At 53.1% G+C, this 25,867-nt stretch carries 24 protein-coding genes and 1 pseudogene; 18 read left to right on the forward strand and 7 right to left on the reverse strand.

The annotated features are described in order from the left end of the window. The first annotated feature begins 79 nt into the window (after positions 1 to 79). A complete protein-coding gene (gene mqo, locus GC087_RS23465; protein WP_324030683.1) occupies positions 80 to 1,729 on the forward strand; it encodes a malate dehydrogenase (quinone) in 1,650 nt (549 codons plus the stop codon). Positions 1,730 to 1,803: 74 nt separating this feature from the next. Here mqo and GC087_RS23470 read toward each other — a convergent pair whose 3' ends face one another. The 4 genes from GC087_RS23470 to GC087_RS23485 all read right to left on the reverse strand — a co-directional run bounded on the left by GC087_RS23470 (position 1,804) and on the right by GC087_RS23485 (position 6,188). Beyond that, a complete protein-coding gene (locus GC087_RS23470; RefSeq protein WP_054687883.1) occupies positions 1,804 to 2,091 on the reverse strand; it encodes a VF530 family protein in 288 nt (95 codons plus the stop codon). A 185-nt stretch (positions 2,092 to 2,276) separates the two neighbouring features. Continuing rightward, the gene (locus GC087_RS23475; protein ID WP_324030684.1) at positions 2,277 to 3,743 is read right to left on the reverse strand and encodes a pyridoxal phosphate-dependent decarboxylase family protein; all 1,467 of its coding nucleotides are present in this window, start codon (positions 3,741 to 3,743) and stop codon (positions 2,277 to 2,279) included. A gap of 14 nt (positions 3,744 to 3,757) precedes the next feature. Continuing rightward, a complete protein-coding gene (locus GC087_RS23480; RefSeq protein ID WP_324030742.1) occupies positions 3,758 to 5,140 on the reverse strand; it encodes a diaminobutyrate--2-oxoglutarate transaminase in 1,383 nt (460 codons plus the stop codon). Positions 5,141 to 5,603: 463 nt separating this feature from the next. Next, positions 5,604 to 6,188: a TetR/AcrR family transcriptional regulator gene (locus GC087_RS23485; RefSeq protein WP_039339320.1), complete on the reverse strand. Its 585-nt coding sequence runs from the start codon at positions 6,186 to 6,188 to the stop codon at positions 5,604 to 5,606. 94 nt (positions 6,189 to 6,282) lie between these two features. On the opposite strand from GC087_RS23485, the pseudogene GC087_RS23490 reads away from it, so the two are divergent. The 5 genes and pseudogenes from GC087_RS23490 to GC087_RS23515 form a co-directional block, all read left to right on the forward strand. Next, a pseudogene (locus tag GC087_RS23490) lies at positions 6,283 to 6,863 on the forward strand (ABC transporter six-transmembrane domain-containing protein); the annotation flags it as partial. A 432-nt stretch (positions 6,864 to 7,295) separates the two neighbouring features. Beyond that, a complete protein-coding gene (locus GC087_RS23500; protein ID WP_324030743.1) occupies positions 7,296 to 7,799 on the forward strand; it encodes a sugar dehydrogenase complex small subunit in 504 nt (167 codons plus the stop codon). 24 nt (positions 7,800 to 7,823) lie between these two features. Next, positions 7,824 to 9,428 carry a GMC family oxidoreductase gene (locus tag GC087_RS23505; RefSeq protein ID WP_324030685.1) on the forward strand — a complete coding sequence of 535 codons (1,605 nt, stop codon included), beginning with the start codon at positions 7,824 to 7,826 and terminating at the stop codon, positions 9,426 to 9,428. Beyond that, the gene (locus GC087_RS23510; protein ID WP_324030686.1) at positions 9,421 to 10,779 is read left to right on the forward strand and encodes a cytochrome c; all 1,359 of its coding nucleotides are present in this window, start codon (positions 9,421 to 9,423) and stop codon (positions 10,777 to 10,779) included. The genes GC087_RS23505 and GC087_RS23510 overlap by 8 nt, the downstream gene beginning before the upstream one ends. A 249-nt stretch (positions 10,780 to 11,028) precedes the next feature. Beyond that, on the forward strand, positions 11,029 to 12,573 hold the full coding sequence (locus tag GC087_RS23515; RefSeq protein WP_058708856.1) for a sensor domain-containing diguanylate cyclase: 1,545 nt from the start codon (positions 11,029 to 11,031) through the stop codon (positions 12,571 to 12,573). Between the two features lie 50 nt (positions 12,574 to 12,623). On the opposite strand, the gene GC087_RS23520 is transcribed toward GC087_RS23515, so the two are convergent. Beyond that, on the reverse strand, positions 12,624 to 13,364 hold the full coding sequence (locus GC087_RS23520) for a nitroreductase family protein (protein WP_054687887.1): 741 nt from the start codon (positions 13,362 to 13,364) through the stop codon (positions 12,624 to 12,626). Positions 13,365 to 13,684: 320 nt separating this feature from the next. Between GC087_RS23520 and GC087_RS23525 the strand changes: the two genes are divergently transcribed. Genes GC087_RS23525 through GC087_RS23545 form a run of 5 tightly spaced genes read left to right on the forward strand, consistent with a single transcriptional unit; the run spans position 13,685 to position 18,742 of the window. Further along, complete coding sequence (locus GC087_RS23525) at positions 13,685 to 14,788, forward strand: ABC transporter ATP-binding protein (RefSeq protein ID WP_058702465.1); 1,104 nt, start codon at positions 13,685 to 13,687, stop codon at positions 14,786 to 14,788. Positions 14,789 to 14,808: 20 nt separating this feature from the next. Beyond that, positions 14,809 to 16,086 (forward strand): ABC transporter substrate-binding protein, encoded by a 1,278-nt coding sequence (locus GC087_RS23530; RefSeq protein ID WP_058702464.1) that lies wholly within the window; start codon positions 14,809 to 14,811, stop codon positions 16,084 to 16,086. Between the two features lie 4 nt (positions 16,087 to 16,090). After that, positions 16,091 to 17,008, forward strand: coding sequence for a carbohydrate ABC transporter permease (locus GC087_RS23535; RefSeq protein WP_193750323.1), 918 nt, complete (start codon positions 16,091 to 16,093; stop codon positions 17,006 to 17,008). Then, the gene (locus GC087_RS23540; RefSeq protein ID WP_324030687.1) at positions 17,005 to 17,823 is read left to right on the forward strand and encodes a carbohydrate ABC transporter permease; all 819 of its coding nucleotides are present in this window, start codon (positions 17,005 to 17,007) and stop codon (positions 17,821 to 17,823) included. The genes GC087_RS23535 and GC087_RS23540 overlap by 4 nt, the downstream gene beginning before the upstream one ends. Before the next feature lie 10 nt (positions 17,824 to 17,833). Beyond that, positions 17,834 to 18,742: a metallophosphoesterase gene (locus GC087_RS23545; RefSeq protein ID WP_058708853.1), complete on the forward strand. Its 909-nt coding sequence runs from the start codon at positions 17,834 to 17,836 to the stop codon at positions 18,740 to 18,742. Positions 18,743 to 19,130: 388 nt separating this feature from the next. Here the strand turns inward: GC087_RS23545 and GC087_RS23550 are convergent, their stop codons facing one another. Continuing rightward, on the reverse strand, positions 19,131 to 20,006 hold the full coding sequence (locus GC087_RS23550; RefSeq protein ID WP_058702461.1) for a LysR substrate-binding domain-containing protein: 876 nt from the start codon (positions 20,004 to 20,006) through the stop codon (positions 19,131 to 19,133). A gap of 103 nt (positions 20,007 to 20,109) precedes the next feature. On the opposite strand from GC087_RS23550, the gene GC087_RS23555 reads away from it, so the two are divergent. The 6 genes from GC087_RS23555 (at position 20,110) to GC087_RS23580 (ending at position 24,210) form a co-directional block, all read left to right on the forward strand. Further along, complete coding sequence (locus tag GC087_RS23555; RefSeq protein ID WP_058702460.1) at positions 20,110 to 20,424, forward strand: carboxymuconolactone decarboxylase family protein; 315 nt, start codon at positions 20,110 to 20,112, stop codon at positions 20,422 to 20,424. Between the two features lie 9 nt (positions 20,425 to 20,433). Beyond that, on the forward strand, positions 20,434 to 20,841 hold the full coding sequence (locus tag GC087_RS23560) for a tautomerase family protein (protein WP_058702459.1): 408 nt from the start codon (positions 20,434 to 20,436) through the stop codon (positions 20,839 to 20,841). Positions 20,842 to 20,852: 11 nt separating this feature from the next. Next, positions 20,853 to 21,386 (forward strand): DUF4865 family protein, encoded by a 534-nt coding sequence (locus GC087_RS23565; protein ID WP_058702458.1) that lies wholly within the window; start codon positions 20,853 to 20,855, stop codon positions 21,384 to 21,386. Positions 21,387 to 21,599: 213 nt separating this feature from the next. After that, on the forward strand, positions 21,600 to 22,163 hold the full coding sequence (locus GC087_RS23570; RefSeq protein ID WP_058702457.1) for a peroxiredoxin: 564 nt from the start codon (positions 21,600 to 21,602) through the stop codon (positions 22,161 to 22,163). Positions 22,164 to 22,186: 23 nt separating this feature from the next. Beyond that, positions 22,187 to 23,422, forward strand: coding sequence for a protein-disulfide reductase DsbD family protein (locus GC087_RS23575; protein WP_006122090.1), 1,236 nt, complete (start codon positions 22,187 to 22,189; stop codon positions 23,420 to 23,422). Between the two features lie 95 nt (positions 23,423 to 23,517). Then, complete coding sequence (locus GC087_RS23580) at positions 23,518 to 24,210, forward strand: aspartate/glutamate racemase (protein WP_324030688.1); 693 nt, start codon at positions 23,518 to 23,520, stop codon at positions 24,208 to 24,210. Between the two features lie 44 nt (positions 24,211 to 24,254). Here GC087_RS23580 and GC087_RS23585 read toward each other — a convergent pair whose 3' ends face one another. After that, positions 24,255 to 24,611 carry a cupin domain-containing protein gene (locus GC087_RS23585; RefSeq protein ID WP_006122092.1) on the reverse strand — a complete coding sequence of 119 codons (357 nt, stop codon included), beginning with the start codon at positions 24,609 to 24,611 and terminating at the stop codon, positions 24,255 to 24,257. Positions 24,612 to 25,565: 954 nt separating this feature from the next. Here GC087_RS23585 and GC087_RS23590 point away from each other — a divergent pair. Continuing rightward, positions 25,566 to 25,787: a hypothetical protein gene (locus tag GC087_RS23590; protein WP_033742263.1), complete on the forward strand. Its 222-nt coding sequence runs from the start codon at positions 25,566 to 25,568 to the stop codon at positions 25,785 to 25,787. Positions 25,788 to 25,867 lie beyond the last annotated feature (80 nt).

Consider the following 25,867-nt stretch of genomic DNA (forward strand, 5'->3'; position numbering starts at 1 on the left):
ACATTAACTACGCAATAACAATATTTTAAACTTTCGGGACTTTTTTTAACTACTTCTCCACGTTAATTGTAGATTCCGAATGATTAAATCAACTAAATTCGTACCTGCACTTTCGCTTGCAGCGTTACTCGTTTCTTCAGTCACCCATGCTGAAAATTCACCAGAAAAAACAGACGTTCTGCTGATCGGCGGCGGTATCATGAGTGCTTCTCTGGGCACCCTGCTGGAAGAGCTACAACCGGACTGGAAACAGATCATGGTTGAGAAGCTTGATGGTGTGGCACTTGAATCCTCGAATGGCTGGAATAATGCCGGTACCGGCCACTCCGCCAATATGGAACTGAACTACACGCCTGAGCGTGCTGATGGTTCTATTGACGTGACCAAAGCGCTGGAAATTAACGAAGCCTTCATGATCTCCCGCCAGTTCTGGAGTTCTCAGGTGAAAGACGGCGTGTTAAATAACCCGCGTTCATTTATCAACTCTACGCCGCATATGAGTTTTGTATGGGGCGATAATGTGGATTATCTGACTAAGCGCTACGCGGCGTTGCAGAAAACCGTCCTGTTCCAGGGTATGCAGTTCTCCACCGATCACAAACAGATTGCGCAGTGGGCACCTCTGGTGATGGAAGGTCGCGACCCTCAACAAAAAGTGGCGGCAACTTGGACGCCTGTCGGGACCGACGTTAACTACGGTGAAATTACCCGTCAGTTGATTGGTAGCCTGAAGAAACATGATAATTTCCGTCTGGAAACGTCTTCTGAAGTCACTGACTTCAAACGTAACAGCGATAACTCCTGGCACGTGACCATCAAAGATGCCAAAAATGGCGGCGAACGCACGGTAGACGCAAAATATGTGTTCATCGGCGCGGGCGGCGGTGCGCTGAAGTTACTGCAAAAAACCGGCATTCCCGAAGCGGATAATTATGCAGGTTTCCCGGTTGGCGGCTCATTCCTGGTCACCAAAAACCCGCAGATTGCTGAGCGTCATTTAGCCAAAGTTTACGGTCAGGCTTCTGTGGGTGCGCCACCGATGTCCGTTCCACATCTTGATACACGCTACTTCGATGGCAAACGTGTCGTGTTGTTTGGACCTTTCGCCACGTTCTCAACCAAGTTCCTGAAAAACGGTTCGCTGTTTGACTTGCTGAGCTCGACGACGACTCACAACTTTATGCCAATGACCCATGTGGGCCTGGATAACTTCGATCTGGTGAAATACCTGATTGGTCAGGTCATGTTGAGCGATGATGACCGCTTTGCTGCGCTGAGAGAATACTATCCTGATGCGAAGAAAGAAGACTGGACGCTGATCCAGGCCGGTCAACGTGTACAGATCATCAAGAAAGATGCAGAGAAAGGTGGCGTGCTGAAACTCGGTACAGAAATCGTGACCGATCAGCAGAAAACCGTTGCTGCACTGCTGGGCGCATCGCCAGGCGCATCAACCGCTGCACCTATTGCGATTAACGTTATGCAGAAACTGTTCCCGGAGCAATTCAAGTCTGCGGAATGGCAGGAAAAAATCCGTAAAATTGTTCCTGCTTACGGTCAGAAACTGAACGACAATCCTGCACTGACACAGCAGGTGTGGGATGAAACGGCTGCAACGCTGCAGCTGACGAAGCCACCGGTTATTAACATGGGCACTAAGCCTGCTGAAGCTCCCGCGGCGAAAAGTGATAAAACACCTGAACCAGCGAAGCACGATATGGCGCTGTAATGCCATAATATGAAAAAGCCCGCGTCATCACTGACGCGGGCTTTTTTACGTCTGAAGCGTGCGCGCAATCTTCATCAGGTTTTATCACGGCGCCAACTGGACCACGGATCTTCATCGGATGACGGTGTGGAATCCGGTTGCGCGTCATCCCGTGAAGCCAGGTACAGGGCTTCCACTTCAGCGCGCGCCCAGGGCGTCCGGCGAAGAAACTTCAGGCTGGACTTCACACTGGGATCGTTTTTAAAACAGTTGATATTGATACGCTTGCTCAGTTCAGCCCAGCCATATCGTGCCACCAGGCTGTTGACCTGCATTTCAAGTGTAATACCGTGCAGGGGATCGTTAGAGACGTGAGCGGTCATAGTCTTTCCGGTAAATGCTGTAAAAGTCTTATCCTGCAGCACGATGCTGCGTGGCGCAAGTCAGTTCAGTCAGGGGCGCTGTGGGGCGACATTGTCCACCGGCACGATAAGCCTTGCGGACAGTCTTCACAAATAAATAAGGCCGGTAAAAATTACCGGCCTGAGTCAGGCAGAATAAGAAAGGCTTACAGCAATGACTGTGCTGTTTTCTCCAGGAGTGCCAGCAGGACAGTAATGTCCTCCAGGGTCACCGTTGGGTTCAACAACGTCATTTTCAGGCAGGTCATACCGTTATGCTCGGTCACGCCGACATTGGCCCGGCCGGATTCCAGCAATGCATCGCCGATGCGCTGGTTGAACAGCGCAATGTCAGCATCGCTCCAGCCCGCGGACTGATGTGAGCGATAACGGAACAGGACGCTCGCCAGCTGAGGTTTCATTACCAGCTCCAGCGCATCCTGCTGTTCAATAAACTGCGCAACCTGCTGTGCCAGCGTGACGCCGTGATCGATAATTTCGGCATACTGTTTCTGGCCCAGCGCTTCCAGTCCCATCCACAGCTTCAGCGCATCGAAACGGCGCGTGGTTTGCAGAGATTTTGATACCAGGTTTGGTACGCCCTGTGCCTCATCAAATTCAGAGTTCAGGTAAGCGGCCTGATAGCGCATCAGCTCATAGTGACGGGCTTCTTTTAACAGGAAAGCGCCACAGCTGATTGTCTGGAAGAATTGTTTATGGAAATCCAGCGTAACGGAATCCACCAGATCCAGACCATCCAGGTAATGACGATATTTCTCGGACAGCAGCAGCGCGCCGCCCCAGGCCGCATCAACGTGAACCCAGATGTGCTGCTCAGCCGCCAGCCTGACGATCTCACGTAACGGATCGATAGCACCCGCATCCGTTGTGCCCGCCGTCGCGACAATCGCCAGCACCTGCTCGTTGTTGGCTTTGGCCTGTGCCAGTTTCTGAGCCAGGTCCGTCATATCCATGCGCGCAAACTCGTCGCATTTCACCAACGTGACCGACTGGTAGCCTAAGCCGAGCAGGGCCATATTTTTCTGCACTGAGAAGTGCGCGTTTTCCGAACAGAAAACTTTGATTTTTTTCAGATCGCCAGTCAGGCCGTCCTGCTGCACGGAATGACCCTGACGGGCAAAGAAGGCATCGCGTGCCAGCATCAGCCCCATCAGATTGCTCTGCGTGCCGCCACTGGTAAAGACGCCTGCATCACCCGCCTGATAACCAACCTGCTCGCGCAACCACTCGATCAGCTTCATTTCGATAAGCGTGGCAGAAGGTGCCTGATCCCACGAGTCCATACTCTGGTTCGTGGCGTTGATCAGTACTTCAGCGGCCTGGCTGATAACCAGACTTGGGCAATGTAAATGCGCAACACACTGTGGATGATGAACAGACAGGCTGTCTTTCAGGAAATACTCAATCGCGCGCTCAATGGCGGCCTGGTTACCCAGGCCTTCTGGATTAAAGTCCAGCTTGATGCGTTCGCGGAGTTCTGCAACCGTTTTGCCCTGATACATTTCAGGCTGTTCCAGCCACTTAACAACGGCCGCGCTGCTTTGAGCGATAGCCTGCTGATAAGCCTCTGTGCTTTGCACCGAGGACGCCAGAATAGGATTTGACCGTGACATCGAACTTACTCCACTTAAACTGCTTCGACGCCTGCGGCAAGCAGGGCGTTTTCAAACTTATCCAGGAAAACCTGAAGCTCATCATGGTTGATCAGCAGAGAAGGCAGCAGACGTAATACGCTGCCGTGGCGGCCGCCACGCTCCAGAATCAGACCATTTTCGAAGCATTTTTTCTGCACCAGCGCAGACAGCTCGCCATCAGCCGGGTAGCAGCCCATGTGATCCTGTGCTTCGTTTGGTTTGACCATTTCGATACCGATCATCAAACCCAGACCACGGACGTTGCCAATCGCCGGATAACGTTTTTGCAGCTCGGCCAGTTTGCCTTTCAGCCACTCACCTTTTTCTGCCACGCTGTCAGCGATGTTGTTTTCTTTCAGCAATTTCAACGTTGTCAGACCGGTTGCCATGGCCAGTTGGTTGCCACGGAATGTACCGGTATGGTGGCCAGGCGACCAGGCATCAAATTGCTTTTTAATACCCAGTACGGCTAATGGCAAACCGCCACCGACGGCTTTTGACATAACGATAATGTCGGGTTCAATGCCGGCGTGTTCAAAGGCAAAGAATTTACCGGTACGGGCAAATCCGGCCTGAACCTCATCCAGGATCAGCAGAATGCCGTGCTCCTTGGTGACTTTACGGATACGTTGCAGCCACTCTGCTGGCGCAGGATTGACGCCGCCTTCACCCTGAACGGCTTCCAGGATGACCGCAGCCGGTTTACGTACGCCACTTTCAACGTCGTTGATCAGGTTTTCGAAGTAGTAGGTCAGCGCTTTAACACCGGCTTCGCCGCCAATGCCCAGCGGGCAACGGTAAAGGTGCGGATAAGGCATGAACTGCACTTCCGGCATCATGCCGTCCACGGCTTCTTTCGGTGACAGATTACCTGTCACTGAAAGCGCACCGTGGGTCATGCCATGATAACCGCCGGAGAAGCTGATCACGCCTGAACGGCCCGTGTGTTTTTTCGCCAGTTTCAGCGCGGCTTCAACTGCGTCCGCACCAGAAGGACCAGTGAACTGCAGGCAGTACTCTTTGCCCTGACCCGGTAACAGAGAGAGCAAATATTCTGAGAACGCGTCTTTTAATGGCGTGGTCAGATCGAGAGTATGTAACGGCAAGCCGCTGGTAATGACATTTTGGATGCTTTGCAGTACGTCAGGATGATTATGACCCAACGCAAGCGTTCCGGCACCGGCAAGACAGTCAAGATACTGTTTGTTCTCAACGTCTGTGATCCAGACGCCATTAGCTTTTGCGATCGCTAACGGCAATTTACGCGGATAACTTCGAACATTTGATTCAAACTCGGCCTGGCGTGCCAGATAAGACTCATTGTTACCGTTTAATGTATTCGCATTCAAACTATCAATACGGACTTTATCCGTCATCATATCTCTCCTACAACCGGGCGTGGCATCACGCTGCAGTTGGATAAGTGAATAAAATTTAGAACTCATGTTAAAAACGCGGCCAATATATTGTTTTTTAACACAGGACTCAATGATTAATTTTATGTCTTTTTATTAATTCATTTGTTATATAAAACAGTTGCTTACCGTTAATTTCGTCACTAAGTAAGCAACTTTTCTTAAAACAGATAATCAATAAAGTGCCAAAAAACACGCGCTTATCGGATCACGCATGCGTTTTACTAAGTAAAAATAAAGTGTGTTAGCAACCGTTTCGGTGCGGATAAGCGATAAAATTTGAGATTAATCAACCATCAAAATGTAAAACGTGCGCCATAGAGATGAAACAATATAAGGATAAGAGTAAATATAATTATAACTTCTGTTTAACATTCCTTTAATGTCGGTGGGCGTCAACCCCACGCTGTTGTTGCGGATACGGTTAACGCAGCAGTTTTACAAAGTGATGAATATCAGACATCACCTGCTCGACTCTCTCAGGCGAAGACTTAATACTGAGCAGATCGGCATAGCCATTCAGCATGGCGTTGAGCTGGCGTGCGCTGCGCGCAACATCCTCAATCCGAAAGTATCCCTGTGCGACGCCAGCCTCAAGAATGCGACAGAGCAGGGCATCCCAGCCGGCCGTAATTTTATCGGCCAGTCCGGCATAATCATCGTGATGGCCAGCCATCTGCCACACTGAAGCATAAAGTTGCCAGCCGGAATCCGCCGCATCAGGAATATGTCCTTCGATTAAACAGTATAGTTGCTGCTCAGGATCCAGCGCGGCCAGTTCACGGGCGAAGTCGTCGAGTTCGCCCTGCATAAAGCGCTCCAGCGCCGTTAAGGTCAGCGTGTGCCAGTCAGGAAAATAGTGATAGATATGACTGCGTGAAATGCCCAGCGTCGCGGTGAGCTCGCGTGTGGTGGCCTTTTCGAGCCCCTTTTCAAGAAAAAGCGCGACGGCGCCCGCCAGAATTTTTTCTTTCAGTGTTTCCCCGGCGGTTTGTGTTGATGCTTGCATCCTGACTCCTGAATTAACTTTGAGCAATCACGCAATTATGATGCGCTGGTACTTGAGCGACCGCTCAGTTTTAACAGTTTACGAAAAGAAAATCATGTGTTCTTCCAGAGCGACACTACCGAATACCGCGCCACATACCGCCATCGCAACCCTGAAAACGCTGGGGCGACGTCACAGTAAAAAGTTGACTCTCACCCTGTTGCGGGTCATGGCGGAAAATGTCTCCTGTTTGCTTTACCCGCTGTTAGCCGGGTTCGCGATTAGTGCCATTATCACCGGACATGCGCTCCAGGCCATGCTTCATGCGGTGATGGCCTTTACAATGTGGGAAACGGTGCGGCAAGGCGTAGCGTGGAAACCCGAATTTTTGCACGGATCTATGTAGAGTTGGCGGTGCCGGTGGTCGTGGCGCAACGCGAAGCGTAATGCCTCAGCGATTGCTATCCGTGTGACGCTGTCACGTGAGTTTGTCGACTTTTTTGAGCTGCATTTGCCTGTCTTGATAACATCCGTCGTCCCATCAGCGGTGCCGCCATCGTGTTGCTGGCAATTGCGTTCTGGACGGGCGTCGGTTGCCCGATCATTTTGCTGAGCCTGGCATGTTTCCTGCCGGGATTCTCACACAAAAATAAAGCCTTGTCTGGCCGGCTAAATAACCGACTGGAAAAAGAGATCAGCTTGCCGCCGGCACAACACGCAGGACAGCCTGACGTAACAGGTTCACACACCTCACCCGTCTCAACAGTCAGTACCGCTTCGTATCAAATTTGTTTACTATCCATTTAATATATTCATAACCCAAATAACCATCTGGTTTAACGACTGCCAACAGGATAACGCTGTCCAGGCGCTGGTGAAGGATCACACAGCATCATGCTGGGTTTACCGCTGACAGGAAAAAGATTTCTTGCATGCCTAACGTAAAGGACAGTGGCTGGCTTGTCGATAGAGTTAATCAGAGCAGGTCGTCGCAGTCATCACTTCGTCAAGTTTAGCGATGACGTAAGGCAAAGCATCCAGGACGCGATGCATTCTGGCAACACACTATTCGTATGCCAAAGAAGGATTTGCTGCCAGAGAAAGGCAGCTTTTTGACTGGATAATATGATGAATCACTATTCACGCCGACGCGTGCTGAAGATGGTTGGGCTTGTCGCTGTGGCCAGTGCGACCGGCCATCTGTTCCCTTTGGCGCCTCTCAACGCCGCGCAACCGAACATGCAGGCAGATGCCCTTGATGTGTTTATGCTGGTTTCACAGCAACTGACACAACAGAACGAGCTCAATGACACGGTAGGCAGTGCGCTGTTTGATGCGTTCAGTCAGACGCAGAAAAACTTCAGCGCGGCACTTTTTCATCTCAGCAACCTGTTAACGCATCAGCCCGACCTGTTACAACAGGCACGCCTGAAGTTTGCTGAAACTGAGGCGGCAAGCGCCAGGCTGGCCGGGGCGATTCTGAGCAGCTGGTATACCGGCATTGTCGGCAAAGGCAAAAATGCGCGCTATATCACCTATATCAACACGCTTGCGAATCGGGTCGTTAACGACAAACTGGTTCCACCGAGCTTCTCCTATGGCGTTTGTGGCAGTTGGGCGAGCCAACCGTGACCCTTTTCAAGAGTAATGTTATCCATGAAGAAGAATAATTCGGCTGATGTGGTCGTTATCGGCGCAGGCGTGAATGGCGCGTTGCTGGCGACGCGTCTGGCGAAAGCCGGGAAGTCCGTTATCCTGCTTGAATCCGGACCTAAGATCAGCCGTGGAGAACTGGTGGAGCGCTTCCGCAGTTCTGCCTTTAAGTCTGACTTTATGTCACCGTACCCCTTTTCACCGATGGCACCCCAACCGCGCTATACCCCAGAACCCAATGATTACCTGCAGCAACTGGGGCCTCAGGCATTTAATGCGCAATATATTCGTATTTTTGGCGGCACCAGCTGGCACTGGGCGGCTCAGTTGTGGCGCTTTGTCCAGAATGATTTTCAGCAACATTCGCTGTATGGCGTGGGAAAAGACTGGCCGATTAGCTATCAGGATCTGGAACCTTATTACTATGAAGCCGAAGTCATCGCTGGCGTCGGCGGATCGCCGGACAACGGCTCGCCTCGCAGTAAGCCGTTTCCGATGGAACGGGTGCCGGCCTCCTGGTTGCAGCAACGTGTCACGGCCCGACTCGCGCCAGACTTCACCGTACTGGATGACAGTACCGGCCGCAACAGCCGAAGTTACGATGGCCGACCGGCCTGCTGTGGAAACAATAACTGCATGCCCGTGTGCCCCATTGACGCGCAGTATCACGGTGGCCTGGCCGCTCAGCAGGCGGAAGACAGCGGCGTACAGGTAATCACTGAAGCTGTCGTTTATCAACTTGAGCACGATGCGCAGGGGCGGATTGTGGCCGCAAACTATTATGACTGGAATAAAACCCGCCATCGCGTGACGGCACAGACATTTGTTCTGGCGGCCAATGCGATTGAAACGCCTAAGCTGCTGCTGATGTCCACCAGCGAGAGATTCCCACAGGGCATCGGCAATGCCCGGGACACTGTGGGCCGTAACCTCTGCGATCACCCCGCGATTGGCGTCACGTTTGATGTGGATGAAGAAATCTGGCCCGGACGCGGCCCCGTCAGCCCGTGCTCAATCGGGCAGTTCAGGGACGGTGAGTTCCGTCGTGAACACGCGCCATTCCGTCTGGATATTTCCAATGCCTCGCAGGTCGCCGCGGTGACGAAAGAAGTGCTGGAGGAAGGCTATTTTGGCAAAAAACTTCAGGAACAGATTCGCTTCCGTGCGGCACGTCGTCTCAGCATAAAGAATGCCCTGGAACAGCTCCCGGATCCCACCAACCGCGTCACGTTAAGCAGTAACAAAGATGCTCTTGGGCTGCCTACCCCGGCACTGTACTGGAATGTGGACGAGTATGTGCAAAAGGGCACGGCGAAAACCCGTGAATGTTATGACGCGATTGCCGCAAAGCTGGGCGCGACCAATATTCGCCACAGTAAAAGCGGCAAATTTTCTAATCGCCAACATATTACTGGCACGTTGTCGATGGGCCTGGATCCCGCTACCAGCGTCACGGATGCCTGGGGACGGGCGCACGATCATGAAAACCTGTTTATGGTGGGCACTGGCGTGATGCCCACGGTCGGAACCTGTAATGTCACACTGACCGCGATGGCGCTTGCGTTGCGCACGGCTGATAAAATTTTGCAGGAGACGCAGCATGGATAAGTTACTGAGGCGCCTGGTGGTGCCGATTGCCCTTATGCTCAGCCTCATGCGGACCACTGCGCATGCCGAAAGCCAGGGCGATCTTATTAAGCGGGGAGAATACCTTGCCGTAGCCGGGGACTGCGCGGCCTGCCATACAGAAGAGGGCAAAGCACCGTTTACCGGTGGCCATGCGATTGGCAGCCCGTTAGGGATCATCTTCAGTACCAACATTACGCCTTCAAAAACGGCAGGCATTGGTCACTACAGTGAGAAGCAGTTTGCCGATGCCTTACGCAAGGGCATTCGCGCGGATGGCAGCCATCTTTATCCGGCCATGCCGTATACCGCCTATGCCCGGATTAACGACAGCGATATCTCCGCGCTTTATGCCTATTTTATGTACGGTGTAAAAGCAGATGATACACAGCCAGAAAAAACGGCGTTGCCGTTTCCGTTTAATCTCCGCTTCAGCATGGCGGCGTGGAATCTTCTGTTCCTTGACGGCAAGCCTTTTACTCCCGATCCCAGCCAGTCTGCTGAATGGAATCGCGGCGCGTATCTGGTGGAAGGGTTAACCCACTGCAGCACCTGCCATACGCCACGTAATTTCCTGATGGCGGAGGAGTCGGATAAATCGTTACAGGGCGCTTCTCTCGGGACCTGGTATGCGCCAGCGATTACGTCTGCTGCGTTACAAAGTGACGATCAGTGGTCACGCGAGTCGCTGGCAGCCTATCTCGCCAGCGGTCACGCCGATAATGGTGCAACGGCGGCCGGTCCGATGCTGGAAGCCATCGACAAAAGTTTTTCGCGGATGACGCCGGACGATCGGGCCGCTATCGCGACCTACCTGTTGCCTGCTGTCGATCACGAAGACGACAGCACGGATGCCGATGCCGACAGCGAGGAGCCCACTGTCGGTCTGACGCCCGTCACCGGGGACGATACACCTGATATGTTATCGGATATGACGGACGGCGAGCAGATTTACCGTAATAACTGCGCATCCTGCCATAACCTGGAAGGACAGGGACTTAACGGCCTGCCTGCCTTAACCAAACATCCGGTACTGGAGAAATCCAATGCGGATAACGTGGCGATGGTCATACTGGACGGTGTCTGGCCTGCAAAAGGGCAGGGCATGCTCAGTTTTGCCAAGACCTTAAATGACACACAAATTGCCGATGTCACGAACTACGTGATGCAGGACATCGGCAACAGTGCAGTGCGCATCACTCCGGAGCGCGTGAAAGCATTGCGTCAGGGCGGTGAGCCTTCACTGCTGCTGCCGTTGGTCCGGGGGGCGATGGTCGCAGGCGTGCTGGTGGTCATTGGGGGGCTGTTTTGGTGGTGGCGTCGTCGACGTTAAGGCATCTTCCCCTCTGTCTCTGAGGGCAGAGGGGAAACCTGATAAGCAGCTCACTCGCCCTGCCGCATTATGCTTCCACCGCCGGAGAAGATTCTCTTTCCTCTCGCTGACATGCACAGCATGCGCGTGAAAGCGTAACCGTCATCTACACTAAACACAGTTGGCAGAAATGGCCTGTGTGGTTGTCATTGTTAACATGTTATTTCTGATATGTTGCGGTATCCCATAGCGAAAAAACGGTAAACCGGCATGGAATTACGTCGTAAAAAAGATGCTGCAATGATGCGCCTTTCCCCGCTGCTCAGAAGCATAACACTGGCCTGTAGTTTACTGACGCTGGGCGTGATTGTGGTTAATGCCTGGACGCTGCACATGGACTGGCAGAGAACCGTCCGGTCAACCGAGGAGCGTGCGATTGATCTCTCTGTCGCACAGGCCCGTCAGGCAGAAGATACCTTTTTGCAAATCGAACTTTCTCTGCGCGAGGTACAGCGCGTTATTCAGTCCCAGCCCGGAACGGATATTGACGTGGCGGAAGTCAATAACATCATGCGCACCTTACAAAGTCGTCTTCCTCAACTGGAGGACATGTTTTACTTTGACTCACAAGGGCGATGGACAGCCAGTTCGCTTACTGAGATGCCCAAAGGAAATAACAATGCTGACCGGGAGTATTTTATTTTCCATAAACATAATCTTCGTAGCAGCGTGCATGTCGGTCCGGCGCTCCGCAGCCGCAGCTCGGGACGCTATGTCATCCCGGTATCCTTACGGATTAATGACGACTATGGCGGCTTCAAAGGTGTGCTGCTCGCCACGATTAGCATTGATTATTTCCGCCATTATTACGATTACTTTGTTATCGGCCCGCAGGATTTACTGGTGCTTATGCTGGCAGACAGTACGGTGCTGTATGCGCGCCCGTTGCCAGACAGCTATATCGGCAAAAACCTCTCCTCCAGTCCACTTTTCCATCAGTTATTAGCCAACGCCGAGCGCGGAAGCGGCCAGTGGAAAGCCGAACTGGATGGCGAAAAGCGAATATTTGGTTTTGTCAGCTCCAGCCGTTATCCGGTAGTTGTGACCGCGGGATTTGATACCAAACGGCTTTTTTTAGAGTGGATGCAAAGCCGCGTGCAGGGGGTTTTACTGAGCCTTGTATTGCTGGTGGGCATTATTCTGCTCTGGATATTTATCCGGAATGAAGCCAGGCGCAGCCTGCGTTATCAACTTGAACTGACGCATCTTCGCGATGAGCTCACCGCCGCGAATCAGTCGCTGAAGAGTCTGGCAAACGCGGACGGGCTTACAGGGCTGGCAAATCGTCGCTATTTCGATCAATTCCTGAAAAAAAGCCTGCTCCATGCGCGCAGCAGCGGCGGGCCGATGTCGCTGATCCTTTTCGATATCGACTATTTTAAACGCTACAACGATACTTATGGCCATGTGTCAGGTGACGAATGCTTACAGCAGGTCGCCCAGATACTGAAAACATTTGCCCAACGTCGCACGGATATCGCGGCCCGTTATGGCGGCGAAGAATTTGCGATTGTGTTGGCCGATACGTCGGCCCGGGATGCGTTGACCGTTGCCTTAAGTGTGGTCGAGACCGTCAGACAACGGGCCATACCTCATGTCTCAACGGGGCTCACAACGGGTTGCGTTACGCTCAGTGCGGGGGTGGCGGCTACGGAGGCTGGCGAAGGGCCAGAGCATGCAGAATCACTGATCAAGCGTGCGGATGATGCCTTGTACCGGACAAAACACGAAGGGCGAAACGGTGCTAGTCTGTAACGTCGCGCCATTCAGTGCCGCTGCCCGGATTAGCACCGGGCAGTGGTGTCTTACTTGTCGCTACCGAAGCCTTGCTTATGCAGTGCGGGCAGGACTTTGGGGAAATAGATGTGTTGGTAATAGCCACTCACGCTGTCACTCCAGCTTTCGCCGTCGGCGCGGCCTGTATCTTTCCAGTGCTGCACCATCTCGGCGTTATAGTGGGCAATCTGTTGTTCCAGGCCTTCGGTATGGTAGCTTTCCTCATGACGGAAAGTCTGCATTGGCAGGCGTGGCTTCTGAAACGCGGGTTGATCAACATAGCCGATAACCACACCTGCGACCGGGAAGGTATATTCTGGCAGGTTAAGCAGTTCGATCATGGCGTCAGGATCGCGGCGGATACCACCAATCGGCACAATGCCCAGTCCTTCTGAACGGGCTGCAGCCATGATGCTTCCCAGGGCAATACCCACATCCGTCGAGCCAGAAACAATACTTTCAATGCTTTGCTGGGCAATTTGCTCTTTGCCTACGGCGGCCATCGCCATCCGTGATTTATGCATATCCAGCACCACAGTGATAAAGACAGGGGCTTTAGCGATCCACGGTTGGCCGCCCGCGATTTGCGAGATAGCCTGGCGTTTAGCCGGATCGCGTGTCACCACCAGAGAAACCTGCTGTGAGTTTACGGAGGTAGGCGCGCGATAAGCAGTGCTGATTATGCGATCCAGAATGGCATCATCGACCGGCTGATCGGTGAAGCTGCGTTCGCTTTTGTGACGGGTAAACAGGTTAATTATCTCGCTCATCATCTCTCCTGACATCATCCTTTAAAAATCGTGTCGTGAGGATAACAAAAGAGTGCGCTGTGCTCTTTAACCGTACTGGCTTTCACCCGCCAAAACAGGTTAACTGCCTTCAAACGAATCAGATCAGGTCCTGTCAGCAGCACGGCACGAAGGGCGTCGATAGCCTGTCGGCACAACGCTTAACCGTCTCTGCACCTTGCAGAACCGTTAGCCGCCATAATCACATCACGTTCTGTCATTATGCTGACACTTTTCAGCCATAAATCTTTCATTTTGCTCCGCTAGCTTACTGCCATTCTCATTGGCAGAGCGGCGAAGCTATGAGCCATTTGGCGCTTCACAACATCACTAAACGCTGGGGCGAAAAAACTGCTCTGGATAACATTTGTTTCGAAGCGGAAAAAGGAACCTTTGTAGCGCTGTTAGGTCCGTCAGGCTGCGGTAAGTCGACGCTGCTTCGGACGATCGCCGGACTGGAAACCGCGGATGAGGGAACGGTCAGTTTCAGTCATCGCGATATCACGCACCTGCAGCCATCAGAGCGCAAACTTTCGATGGTTTTTCAGTCGTATGCGCTGTTTCCGCATCTCAGCGTTCGCGAAAATTTGCTGTTTGGTTTAAAAGCGCGCGGTGAGGACAGGCAGACATTTGCTGGCCGCCTGAGCCGCGTCAGCAAATTAATGGAACTGGAGACGTTGCTGGATCGGTTACCTGCACAGCTTTCGGGCGGCCAACAGCAGCGCGTTGCACTCGGACGTGCCGTGATTGCCAACAACACCTTATGCCTGATGGATGAACCCCTTTCTAACCTTGACGCGAAACTGCGCCAAAGTATGCGTCGCGAAATTCGTGCGCTGCAGAGAGCGCTGGGCCTGACGATGCTCTATGTCACCCACGATCAGACGGAAGCGATGAGCATGGCTGACCGCATCATTCTGCTGAATGATGGCCGGATTGAGCAGCATGATACGCCAGACAACCTGTATAACAATCCGGCCAGTATTTTTGCGGCGCAGTTTATCGGTGCGCCGCCCATGAATATTCTGCCGCTGACCTCTGTCAACGGCAGGCACTTTTTGAGCCAGCTCACTCAGCCTGTGGTCAGCGAGTCGTCTGAGACGGCGCTCAGTCTGGGGATCAGGGCGGAAGATATCCAGTTCATTGATCCTCACAGTGCGGGGTTGACTGCCAACGTCGTGAACTACGAATACATGGGCGCAGATACGTTAGTGGTCTGTCAGCTAACAGGCAGCCAGGCCGTTTTAACCGTTACCGTGCCGGGCATGAAACGTTTTAACGAAGGTCATCTGACCGGGCTGCAATGGCCTGTCGATAAGCAATACCTGTTTTACACTGCGAGCGGTAAACGCTGTTTACACGCTGAACAGCAGATGTCTGCCTCTTTCAAACAATACGCCGTTTAACTTTTACCTAAGGGAAAATCATGCCAGCCATTCGTCTGTCACGTTTGCTTTCAGCCTTACTTATCGCGACGAGCACGGCAGTCTTTGCCGCCGAGCCGGTCAAACTGCAAATGTACTACCCTATCGCGGTCGGTGGGGAGATCAGCCATACCGTGGAAGCGCTGGTGGCCGATTTCGAAAAAATTCATCCTGAGGTCAGCATTCAGCCTGTTTATACCGGTGACTACGCCACAACGGTTACGAAAGCCTTAACCGCCTTTCGTGGCGGGAATGCGCCGCAAATGGCGGTCATTGGTGATATCGAAGCCTACTCTCTGATGGATGCAGGGGCTATTGTGGCGGCCAGCGATCTGGCTCAGGATGACGCCGGTAAAAAATGGATCGACAGCTTTTACCCCGCTTTTTTGCGCCACATCAACGGCAAAGTCTGGGGCGTGCCTTTTCAGCGCTCGACGGTGGTGTTGTACTGGAACAAACAGGCGTTTGAAAAAGCGGGTCTGGCTGCTGATACAGCGCCTGCGAACTGGCAGCAGGTGGTGGATTTCGGTAAAAAACTGGTCGTGAAAGACGGCGATAACGTCAGTCAATGGGGTATCGAAATCCCGACGACACCCAATGGTTACTGGGTTTTCCAGGGTTTTGCGGCCACGAACGGCGCGCATCTGGATAACGGCAAGGGCACGGCGGTCTATTTTAATACGCCCAACAATGTCGAAACGCTGCAATGGCTGACCGATTTAGGCCAGAAGGCGGGCGTTTCCCCGAAAGGCGCGATTGCCTGGGGCACGACACCACAGGATTTCCTCAGTGGCAAAACGGCCATGATGGTTACCACCACCGGCAACCTGAGTGTGGTGCGCAAAAATGCCAAATTCCCGTTTGGTGTTGCCATGTTGCCTGAAAAAACACAGCGCGGCAGCCCAACGGGCGGCGGTAATCTCTACGTTTTCAAAAGTGCTTCACCGGAACAGCAAAAAGCCGCCATGGAATTTATCCGTTGGGTCACCGCGCCAGAGCAGGCGGCGCGCTGGAGTATTGCGACAGGCTATGTCGCTACCTCCCCGGCAGCATGGGAAACGCCAGCGATGCAAGACTATGTCAAGCAGGTTCCTCAGGCGCTGGTCGCTCGTGAACAACTGAAATATGCCCAGCTTGAACTCTCTACCTACAACAGTGTGCAGATACAGGAAGCCCTGAACCATGCCATTGAGGCGGCGGTGACGCAGTCTAAAACCCCGGCTGAGGCACTGGAAGCGGCACAGAAGCAGGCCGATCGTTTACTGAAGGCCTATCAGTAAGGGGATGGCGATGAACGTGGCGGCAACAGCAACGCCCGCACCGCGTGTGCGGCGCGGTTCACTTCAGCTGTGTGGCTATTTGCTGATTTTACCGGCGCTGGGTTTTCTGCTGCTGTTTACCCATTATCCTGCGCTGGCAACGGTGTGGGAAAGCCTGTTCAGCGCTGCCCGTGCAGGTCATCCGGCCCACTTTGTCGGGCTGGATAACTACGCTGCGCTGCTGGATGATGATGTGTTTATCCGGTCGCTGTGGAATAACCTGTTGTATGCCTTGATCACTATACCGCTTGCGGTTTCCCTGGCGTTACTGATGGCCCTGGCCGTTAACCGACGGCTGGCGGGTAACGCCGCTGTGCGTGCAGCCTTCTTTATTCCCTCTCTGCTGCCGATGATAGCTATCGCCAACCTGTGGCTGTTTTTCTACACACCACAGCTGGGACTCCTGAATAAGCTGCTCGCGCTTTTTTCTGTCGCACCGGTTAACTGGCTCGGCGAACCCGGCACGACGCTCGGGTGCCTGATGGCCGTTTCTGTCTGGCGCGAGGCTGGTTTTTTTATGATTTTTTATCTGGCTGCGTTACAGCAGATCGATCCGCGCCTCAGCGAAGCTGCACAAATCGAAGGGGCGTCAAAGGGGTATTTTTTTCGCCGCGTCCAGTGGCCGCTACTGATGCCGACAACGTTGTTCGTGCTGATTAATGCCTCAATGAATGCATTTCGTATCGTCGATCAGGTGATTGCGATGACCAACGGTGGCCCGGACAACAGCAGCAGCCTGTTACTGTTTTATATCTACCGTACGGCATTCAGCTACTGGGATCTCCCTGCGGCAGCGGCGATGACCGTCGTATTGCTGCTGATTTTAGCCCTGATTGCGGTGCTGAAATTTTCCCTGTTGGATAAGCGAGCGCACTATCAATGAAGCCTGAATTCTCTGCGGGCCGACTGTGCCTGAATATGGTTATCTGGCTGGCGGCGCTGCTGTGGTTGTTACCGATACTGGTGGCGTTGTGGGTAGCGGTTCACCCGGCGGCCGATCAGGGAAGCTTCTCGCTGTGGGCACCCCTGACGCTACAAAATTTCACGGATGCCTGGCACGCCGCGCCCTTTGGCCGCTATTTCCTGAATACCATATTGCTGGTGGTCATGATTGTGGTGTATCAGCTTATCCTGGCCACGATGGCGGCGTACGCGCTGGTCAGGTTTCGCCTGAAATATTCGGGTTTTCTGTTCGCGCTTATCCTGTTACAGCTGATGATAAGCCCGGATGTCCTGATCCTGAATAATTACAAAACCATTGGTGCGCTGGGCTTGCGCGATACGTTGACCGGCATTGCCTTGCCGTATTTTGCTTCAGCATTTGCGATTTTCTTGCTGCGGCAGACCTTTAAAAGCATCCCTGTGGTGCTGGAAGAAGCGGCCATTGTAGAGGGCGCCAGTCGGTTTTATATCCTGCGCAAAATCTATATTCCGCTGGCCAGGCCAATCTATATCGCTTTTGCACTGGTCTCCATTAGTTTCCACTGGAATGATTTTCTGTGGCCGCTGGTTATTACGGATTCTGTAAAAGTCCGTCCGTTGACGGTAGGACTGCAGTTATTTTCGGCACCGGAGCAGGGCGTGCAATGGGCACTGATTGGGGCGGCAACGATCATGACAACGCTGCCGCTGTTGCTGTTGTTTCTGGTGTTCCAGCGCCAGTTTATCCAGTCATTTATGCGCGCAGGCATTCGCTAAGGAAAATAACATGTTAACGCCGCACACTCTCAGCCCGTCACAACGTACCTTGCTGGCGGATATTGCGTCGCTGTATCAGCCGCCATCGTTACGTGCGTTGCCCGTCAGAGATAATGGCATCCGTTTTGGTCTGCTTGCCGATCCTCAGTATGCTGATGTGGACCCGGATATCAGCAACAATCTTTACTACCGCAATGGCCTTAATAAACTCAGCCAGGTCATCAAGGCATTCAACGCGGAGCCGCTGGATTTTGTGGTGACGCTGGGCGATCTGGTGGATCGCCACTGGCAAAGCTATGCCGCCATACTGCCGGTTTTTGCTCGGTTACAGCATCCGCATGCCGTGGTACTGGGCAACCATGATGCGCAGACCATCGCTGAACGACTAGATAATCAGGCTCCCTTACCCAAAGGCTATTACGCTTTCCGTTTTAACGGTTGGCGCTTTGTTGTTTACGATGGCAACGATATGAGCCTGTACTGTAATACCCTCAACGGCCGAGATCGTGAAGAGGCCGCAGCCTTGTTAGCGCAACTGCAACATGACCAACAACCTCAGGCGCAGCCCTGGAACGGTGCCGTTGGCAGGCAACAATTTAACTGGATTGAACAGCAGTTACAGGCTGCCCAACAGTCACGGGAAAGCGTGATTGTTTTTGGCCACTATCCGCTGGCGCCCGTAACCACGCACCGCCTGATGAATGCCCCCGCGCTGGTGGCGTTATTCACACGTTATCGCGTACGCGCCTGCTTTGCCGGGCACGATCATCGTGGAGGTTATGCCTGTATCGACGGGACGAAATTTTTCACTCTGAAAGGCATGCTGGATGGCCCCACAGCGGTGCCCTTTGCGTGGGTTGATATCACGGGTGACCAACTCAGGGTGTCCGGTTTTGGTGGAGAAATCAGCCGGGGCTAGCGTTTTGTGGGTGCGGGTTCAGCGTGTCTGATGCAGGGGAAACGCGAACAGCGCTGTGTTATGCATTTTAGTTACATCATACTTTAACGATTTCCTGCCAGGGTGCCGGCATCAACTTTCGCGGCAAAATAGCGTTAGCAGCAGATAATCTGCGAACATACCTTTTCGCGGAAAACCCGCTTTCATCGGCCCGCCAGAAGTTTGTGCTATCCGTGACAGCGTAACGAGAAGCGGCAGCAGGGCAGAGATTAACGTGCAGTCTAATAAGGAAAACCCCCAGTTTCTTCACCACTATCACCTTGTTCATTCATCTGGTGGGGTGAATTCTTTGCACTGATTAGCGACTCACACCAGTGATGCCGCGCCCGAGGTAAAGCGTTCCGGTCCGTCACAGACCAGCAAAGTGCGCTTTGATCGACTCGCAGAGTGATGCGGCTGCAGGGGATAACGGTTTTTCAGCACAGTGCAGGCTGACGCCAATCGTGCCCATCTCCGGCAGAGCTGATGTCAGCAATGTTAGCGAAGACGGTAAGCCCATCTGTGTCCGCAAGGTAATACCCAGCCCTGCCTCCGCGGCGGCCCATATTCCGCTCAGACTGCGGCTGGTGAACGCAATGCGCCAGGGAATATTTGCCCTGTCTAACGCCGCAGTGGCGGCGCTACGCATAAGGCAGGGCGCGTCAAAGACCAGCAAGGGTAGTGGTTGTTTAGCGTCCAGCAGACTCTGGACATCAAAACCCTTTACGCTGATCCAGTTGAGCGGCAACGCGCCAAGTGACTGACTGTGCGCTGTCGACTCCTCGCCTTGCCAGCAGAGGGCGACGTCAATCTCGTGCTGTCGTATTGCGGTCAGTAAGGGCTGATTGCGGCTTACGGATGCTGAAATTTGCACGTCGGGATGCGCACGCGAAAACTGACCCAGAACGGCAGGCAGGAATGTTTCGCCAAAATCTTCCTGCAAACCCAGCCGCACTTCTCCGCCAATCCCGCTGGCCCTGATGGCGGCACAGGCTTCGTCATTCAGGCTCATCAGCCTGCGCGCATAGGCAAGCATAATCTCACCCTGCGCGGTAAGCGTCAGATGCCGTCCTGACTTCTGCACCAGCGCTGCTCCCGCCTGGTATTCCAGTTTCTTTAGCTGAGCGCTCACCGCCGAGGTTGATCGGCCCAGGCGCTGCGCGGCAGACGCAAAGCTCCCCAGTTCAATACCGGTCACAAACGTACGCAGGCTTTCTGCATCAAACGTCACGGGCCTTTTCGCCATTCTTATTCATCCCATAAAACGGGACTGTTTGTCCCAATATTTCTGATTTTATAAATCATCGCCGCATTTTATCTTTTTATCACACCCACAGAAGGAAAGAGAAATGAATCCCATACCGTTAACGCGCGAAAATCTGGCTGAGATCGCGCCCAGGCTGGCAGCGTTGAGTGAAGACATTTTATTTGGCGATATCTGGCAGCGCGACGGGCTTTCACCGCGAGACAGAAGTCTGATTACTGTCAGTGCGCTTATTGCGTTAAACCGACCCGAACAACTGAGCTGGCATCTGAAACTGGCTCGCACGAATGGCCTCTCTGAGGCTGAGCTCACGGAAATGATGACCCACCTGGCCTTTTATTGCGGCTGGCCGGCGGCTGTTTCCGCCCTCACGGTTTTTAAAAACACGCCCTCAGAGTAAGGAATATCTATGCCCGTCAGTCGTATTGCGATATCTGAACACCGTATTGAACAGTGGCGTGAGGCTATCTCCACGGCGTTACAGGACGCATTCGAGACCTCTTTTTCTGTGCCGCACGGGGATTGTTTTCAGTTCTTTGACAGTTATCACCGGCATACACGTATTTTTGACCGGCACTATTTGTGCAGCGCGCAGACGGGCCGAAGTGATGACTTTCTTCTGTTTCACATTACGGCAGGGAAAGCGCGTAGCCTCGCACAAAAGCAGGCTTTTTATGCAGATTTGAATGCGCGTCTGGTAAAGGCGATTGGCATTAATCCGGCTGACGTCATGATTGTCGTGAATTTCAGTGACCCCGAGGACTGGTCATTTGGCAACGGCAAGGTGTTTAGTCTGGCCGATATCTCATCACGCTGAGGAGAAAAAATATGCTGGCGATGCAGTACCGTTTTGTTCTTCCCGCTGACTACGATATGACAATCATTCAGCGCAGGATTGCTGACAACGGCAAAAAAATGGATGGCTTTCCAGGCCTGCTGTTTAAAGCTTTTCTTTACGCCTGGCAGAAGGGCGCCGATATGAACGGCCAGGAAAACAGTTATGCCCCGTTTTATCTCTGGCAGGATGCGGACAGTATGCACCGCTTTTTAGCCAGCGAGGGGTTCAAAAGGTTGACGCCGGCCTTTGGCTGGCCGCGTATTGATACCTTTCCGGTGCTGTCTGCCGACATATCGACGGCTATCAGCCAGGCGAGTTGGGCCGTCTGTGAAATCAGCCCCGTACAACCTTACAGCGATCTCGCGCTACTGACTCACCATCGGCCGCTGGACAACGCGCTGGCACGGGTGTCCGCACTGGACGCCTGCGGCTGGCGGCGCCTGACATTCACCTTATGGCGAACGCCGCAGGCCGTCACTTGTCCGGCTCGCGCTTATCAGGTCGGATATATTGCGCGGGCGTGACCGACGGACCGTTACGCTCTGTCACACATTTATCTTACTAACCACATATCTATTAGAACGGTTATATGACTATCTTATTTTATCTGCCGGGTACGTGTGTATGACCTTTCTGTCCGCCCGGCCATGCGGCTAAATATTTCCATTTTTTGCCAGTGAATCTAGTATTAATGTGCATAAGGCACTGTTGCCTGTTTGCCGATGGAGAGAAAAAGAATGTATCAAATGAAGCGCCTGAAAATGCTGACGGCAGCGACGCTGCTGGCGTTAAGCCTGCCTGTGACTTCTGCGTTTGCTGCGCTGGCCGCAGGGGAAACCGCACCGGACTTTAAACTGGAAGCGGCTCTGGCAGGTAAAGAAACGACCTTCTCCTTACAGCAGGCACTGAAAAAAGGACCGGTTGTACTTTATTTCTTCCCGGCGGCGTTCAGCGCCGGCTGCACGCTGGAAGCGCATGCTTTTGCGGAAGCAACCGATGAGTTTAAAAAGCAGGGCGCAACGGTAATTGGCGTGACCGCAGGTAATACCGATCAGATTGCGAAATTCTCTCAGCTTGAGTGTCGCGATAAGTTCACCGTCGCCGCCGATCCGGGTGCCAAAGTGGCGGCCGAATACAAAAGTACGATGGAAATGAAAGGCAAAACTCTGTCTGACCGCACATCGTATGTTATTGCGCCGGATGGCAAAATTTTGCTGAGTTACACCGATAAAAATCCAGAGGCCCATATTCAGAAGACCCTGGATGCCGTGAAAAAATACCGTCAGGCTAACCCGGCTTAATCTCACATCTGGACAGCGCCATCATGTTGACTGCTATCGCCGCCGCGTTTCTGGGCGGCATTATCCTTAATCTCATGCCCTGTGTATTCCCGGTGATCTCGCTGAAGGCACTGAGTCTGCTGCGCCACAATGCCCAACCCGCACATGCGCGAGCCGAAGGGCTGGCTTTTCTGGTGGGTGTGGTTGTCACGATGGTGCTGCTGGTCAGTGTGCTGTTACTGGCAAGAATGGGGGGCGCTTCCGTCGGCTGGGGTTTTCAGTTGCAATCGCCGCTGGTGATAGCCTTACTGGTGCTAATCATGGTGGCATCGGCCCTCAACCTGTTCGGCCTGTTTGAGGTTGGCTTATCCCTTCAGCGGGCGGGTGAAGTCGGAGGCGAGCGGGGAGGGCTAACCGGATCGGCACTCACCGGCGCGCTGGCCATCGTCGTCGCCACGCCCTGTAGCGCGCCGTTTATGGCCAGCGCCATCGGCTATGCCTTTACGCAACCTCCCGTTATCAGTGTGGTTATTTTCCTTTCACTGGCGCTGGGGTTTGCAGCACCGTTCACACTAATTTCCTTTTTCCCTGTGTTTGCCCGCCTGCTACCTGCGCCGGGTGCCTGGATGATCACGCTCAAACACGGGCTCGCCTTTCCCATGCTGGGGGCGGCGGGGTGGTTGATTTGGGTACTGGAGCGTCAGGCGGGTTCGACAGCCCTGGCAGCCATTCTGACATGCTGCCTGGTGCTGAGTTTTGCCGCCTGGCTGTATGGTATGGCGCAAAAGCGACAGATGATGGGAAGGCGGCACTGGGCATTACACATCGCTACAGCCGCCATGGTCGTTCTGTTAATTCCGCCGTTGTTAACATTGAAAACCGCCACGACAACGCCGGATTCGCCCGATACCGTTGCCGCGGCCGCGGTGGCATGGACACCTCAAAATGTTGAGGCGATAAAAGGTCAGGGCAAACCCGTTCTGGTCAATTTTACGGCCTCATGGTGCATTACCTGTCAGGTTAACGAGCGCACTTCCCTGTCGACGCAGGCGGTTAAGCAAGCTATGGCGCGCACTGACACCATCTATATGATTGCGGACTCTACGAAGTACAATCCTGATGTCGAACAGGCGCTCAGCGACTTTGGTCGCGGCGGATTGCCGCTGTATGTCGTTTACCCTGCGGATGGCGGAAAACCTGTCGTTCTGCCGCAGGTGTTAACCCCGGGCATCGTCATCACGGCACTGCAGCAGGCCAGCGAAAAAGGTAAAAAAACCTGATGGCCTTATTGCTGCGGCAGACCATTAAACCTGCATTCAGGCCTGCGCACGCATAAGGCGGGCCTGAACCTGCACGGCATGCACACAGGATGAACATGAAAACAATCGGACTGATCGGTGGGATGAGCTGGGAATCCACGCTGCCTTATTACCGCTTCATCAATGAAGGTATTCGGGAAAGACTGGGCGGATTACACTCGGCACGACTGCTGTTACACAGCGTCGATTTTCACGATATTGAAGTCTGTCAGCGTGAGGGCAACTGGGCACAGGCAGGCAAGCAGTTGGGTGAAGCCGCCCGGGGACTGGCACTTGCCGGGGCCGAAACCATCGTGCTGTGTACCAATACGATGCACAAGGTTGCCGACGATATAGAAGCCCACTGCAATCTTCCCTTTTTACACATTGCCGATGCCACGGGCAGGGCGATAACAGCCAGAGGGATGACGCGAGTCGCCTTGCTGGGCACCCGCTATACGATGGAGCAGGATTTTTATCTGGGGCGGTTACAGCAACGGTTTTCGATTAACACGATCGTGCCGGAGGCGGAGCAGCGCGCCACCCTCAATCACATCATTTTTGATGAACTCTGCATGGGAAAATTTACCGAAAGCGCACGCCAGTATTATCTTGATGTGATCACGCAGCTGCGCGATCAGGGCGCGCAAGCGGTGATTTTCGGCTGCACGGAAATCGGCCTGCTGGTTCCCGAGGCGCAAAGCGCTCTGCCTGTCTTTGATACCACCAGCCTTCATGCCCGTGATGCCGTAGACTTTATGTTGTCCTGATTGTCCGTTATCCGGGCAACCAAAAAGTCTGTTCGTCGGCGTCATTAAGGGGTTTCAAATATCACGTAGAGCTTACGCATGGTCGTGTCCATAACCCATGTGCCTTCCGTATTTGCTTCAAAAAACAACGTATCGCCGGGTTTGAAATGCTGTGGTGTTTCGCCATCAGCAGTAAAAGATCCCGTTCCGGAAAGGAAGTGCATCATCTCCGCTTGCTTTACGCCGCGACGATAGCTGCCCGGCGAACATTCAAAAATGCCCATATCAATACTCTCATGGCCCGGGATGACTTTCTGCAGCCCGGCGATCATGATTTCAGGTGAACCAGGTAATCCCTCAACGGTACCCCAGGGTTCGAGAGTGCTGATCGAAGCAGGTTGTTCAAGTTTTTGTACTTTCATTTTTTCTTCCTGAGCGATTGTCACGGTTATGGCAGGCATTGCACGTTGCCCTTAGCGTAAACAAAACCAGAAAAACAAAGCGCGTTTTAATTTCCTGCGTATGAAACTTCTGCTCATTCACCGTCGTCTTTAAAGCAGAATATGCCTGGCAAGGTCACGGCGCGTTCGGTACAGAGGCTAAGGGCGCAGTGTGCGGTTTTCCCGACGCCTTGCGACTTAATGCCACACGACATCGTCCGACTGAAACTGGCGTAAGGCTATCAACAAAATAGAAGGATCACGTTTAACGGTATCCGGCGATAATTAACGGGTTCGTTCATCTGTTCTGCAATAAACAAAATCGCGGGATGGATTTGAAGAAGGCACTGGTGATGAATTAACCCTTTTAGTTATGACAGCCCTTTAGCGGATATCACTCTATTTGACGCAATCACGATGGTTAAGGATTGACCAGAAAACGGTATCGAACATACCTGTAATTGCACGAGGCGAAAGCTTAAGGCGCTATTATTTGCGGTATGTCATTCTCCTGAATTAAACACCAGCAAGACAGGCTATCCAGAGCGGGCGGCGCATCCGCCGTTTTTGCTTGTGAATGCAGGCAGTTACGATGTCATCTCATCTGCCAGACGCCGTGGGATCGCAGCCTGATTTGAGTCACCTATTCTGAGCATGCTTTGACTGTTTTTTAAAGCAAAAAAGACAGGCTTATTTCGCAACAGGTAGCGTTGAGATGGGTTTCGATCCCGGTTGATCGCCTTTTCCGCCAGGCTTAACCATGCCCGTTCTCGCCGACTTTATCCGTCTGTTGATTATTTCGCCTTGCGGCGAAATAAGATTTTTAATGAAAGTTAAACGTCTCATAAACGTAACAGAACCTGAACGGCAAAAACGTACAACATCGCTACGCTCAATAAAGGTAAATCATTTCATAATAGTTACGGAGTCAAATTGATGCATAAACTTTCGATTGTTGTTATTACCGCAGGTCTGCTCATGGCAATGAGTACTCAGGTCGAAGCGAAAGGGTGCCTGAAAGGTGCAGCCGTCGGTGGCGTTGCCGGGCATATGAAAAACCACGGTGCAGCGGGTGCGGCGGCTGGCTGTGCGGTTGGGCATCATATGGCGAAGAAAAAACAAAAAGAAGCGGATGCTAAGCAGCAAGGGCAGCAGTAAATCTCGCCTCCCTACACCGTCCGTCAGCGGACAGGTGTAGGGCAGATCAGGCTTTCACCGCAGGTAATCTCTTCTCTCCC

It is taken from the genome of Pantoea sp. JZ2, assembly GCF_035191405.1.
GTDB lineage: Bacteria > Pseudomonadota > Gammaproteobacteria > Enterobacterales > Enterobacteriaceae > Pantoea > Pantoea stewartii.

Excerpts from the sequence above, each read along its gene's own strand:
- mqo (WP_324030683.1), top strand. The coding sequence starts at position 80 with ATGATTAAATCAACTAAATTCGTACCTGCACTTTCGCTTGCAGCGTTA.
- GC087_RS23470 (WP_054687883.1), bottom strand. The coding sequence starts at position 2,091 with ATGACCGCTCACGTCTCTAACGATCCCCTGCACGGTATTACACTTGAA.
- GC087_RS23475 (WP_324030684.1), bottom strand. The coding sequence starts at position 3,743 with ATGTCACGGTCAAATCCTATTCTGGCGTCCTCGGTGCAAAGCACAGAG.
- GC087_RS23480 (WP_324030742.1), bottom strand. The coding sequence starts at position 5,140 with ATGACGGATAAAGTCCGTATTGATAGTTTGAATGCGAATACATTAAAC.
- GC087_RS23485 (WP_039339320.1), bottom strand. The coding sequence starts at position 6,188 with ATGCAAGCATCAACACAAACCGCCGGGGAAACACTGAAAGAAAAAATT.
- GC087_RS23500 (WP_324030743.1), top strand. The coding sequence starts at position 7,296 with ATGAATCACTATTCACGCCGACGCGTGCTGAAGATGGTTGGGCTTGTC.
- GC087_RS23505 (WP_324030685.1), top strand. The coding sequence starts at position 7,824 with ATGAAGAAGAATAATTCGGCTGATGTGGTCGTTATCGGCGCAGGCGTG.
- GC087_RS23510 (WP_324030686.1), top strand. The coding sequence starts at position 9,421 with ATGGATAAGTTACTGAGGCGCCTGGTGGTGCCGATTGCCCTTATGCTC.
- GC087_RS23515 (WP_058708856.1), top strand. The coding sequence starts at position 11,029 with ATGGAATTACGTCGTAAAAAAGATGCTGCAATGATGCGCCTTTCCCCG.
- GC087_RS23520 (WP_054687887.1), bottom strand. The coding sequence starts at position 13,364 with ATGAGCGAGATAATTAACCTGTTTACCCGTCACAAAAGCGAACGCAGC.
- GC087_RS23525 (WP_058702465.1), top strand. The coding sequence starts at position 13,685 with ATGAGCCATTTGGCGCTTCACAACATCACTAAACGCTGGGGCGAAAAA.
- GC087_RS23530 (WP_058702464.1), top strand. The coding sequence starts at position 14,809 with ATGCCAGCCATTCGTCTGTCACGTTTGCTTTCAGCCTTACTTATCGCG.
- GC087_RS23535 (WP_193750323.1), top strand. The coding sequence starts at position 16,091 with ATGGCGATGAACGTGGCGGCAACAGCAACGCCCGCACCGCGTGTGCGG.
- GC087_RS23540 (WP_324030687.1), top strand. The coding sequence starts at position 17,005 with ATGAAGCCTGAATTCTCTGCGGGCCGACTGTGCCTGAATATGGTTATC.
- GC087_RS23545 (WP_058708853.1), top strand. The coding sequence starts at position 17,834 with ATGTTAACGCCGCACACTCTCAGCCCGTCACAACGTACCTTGCTGGCG.
- GC087_RS23550 (WP_058702461.1), bottom strand. The coding sequence starts at position 20,006 with ATGGCGAAAAGGCCCGTGACGTTTGATGCAGAAAGCCTGCGTACGTTT.
- GC087_RS23555 (WP_058702460.1), top strand. The coding sequence starts at position 20,110 with ATGAATCCCATACCGTTAACGCGCGAAAATCTGGCTGAGATCGCGCCC.
- GC087_RS23560 (WP_058702459.1), top strand. The coding sequence starts at position 20,434 with ATGCCCGTCAGTCGTATTGCGATATCTGAACACCGTATTGAACAGTGG.
- GC087_RS23565 (WP_058702458.1), top strand. The coding sequence starts at position 20,853 with ATGCTGGCGATGCAGTACCGTTTTGTTCTTCCCGCTGACTACGATATG.
- GC087_RS23570 (WP_058702457.1), top strand. The coding sequence starts at position 21,600 with ATGTATCAAATGAAGCGCCTGAAAATGCTGACGGCAGCGACGCTGCTG.
- GC087_RS23575 (WP_006122090.1), top strand. The coding sequence starts at position 22,187 with ATGTTGACTGCTATCGCCGCCGCGTTTCTGGGCGGCATTATCCTTAAT.
- GC087_RS23580 (WP_324030688.1), top strand. The coding sequence starts at position 23,518 with ATGAAAACAATCGGACTGATCGGTGGGATGAGCTGGGAATCCACGCTG.
- GC087_RS23585 (WP_006122092.1), bottom strand. The coding sequence starts at position 24,611 with ATGAAAGTACAAAAACTTGAACAACCTGCTTCGATCAGCACTCTCGAA.
- GC087_RS23590 (WP_033742263.1), top strand. The coding sequence starts at position 25,566 with ATGCATAAACTTTCGATTGTTGTTATTACCGCAGGTCTGCTCATGGCA.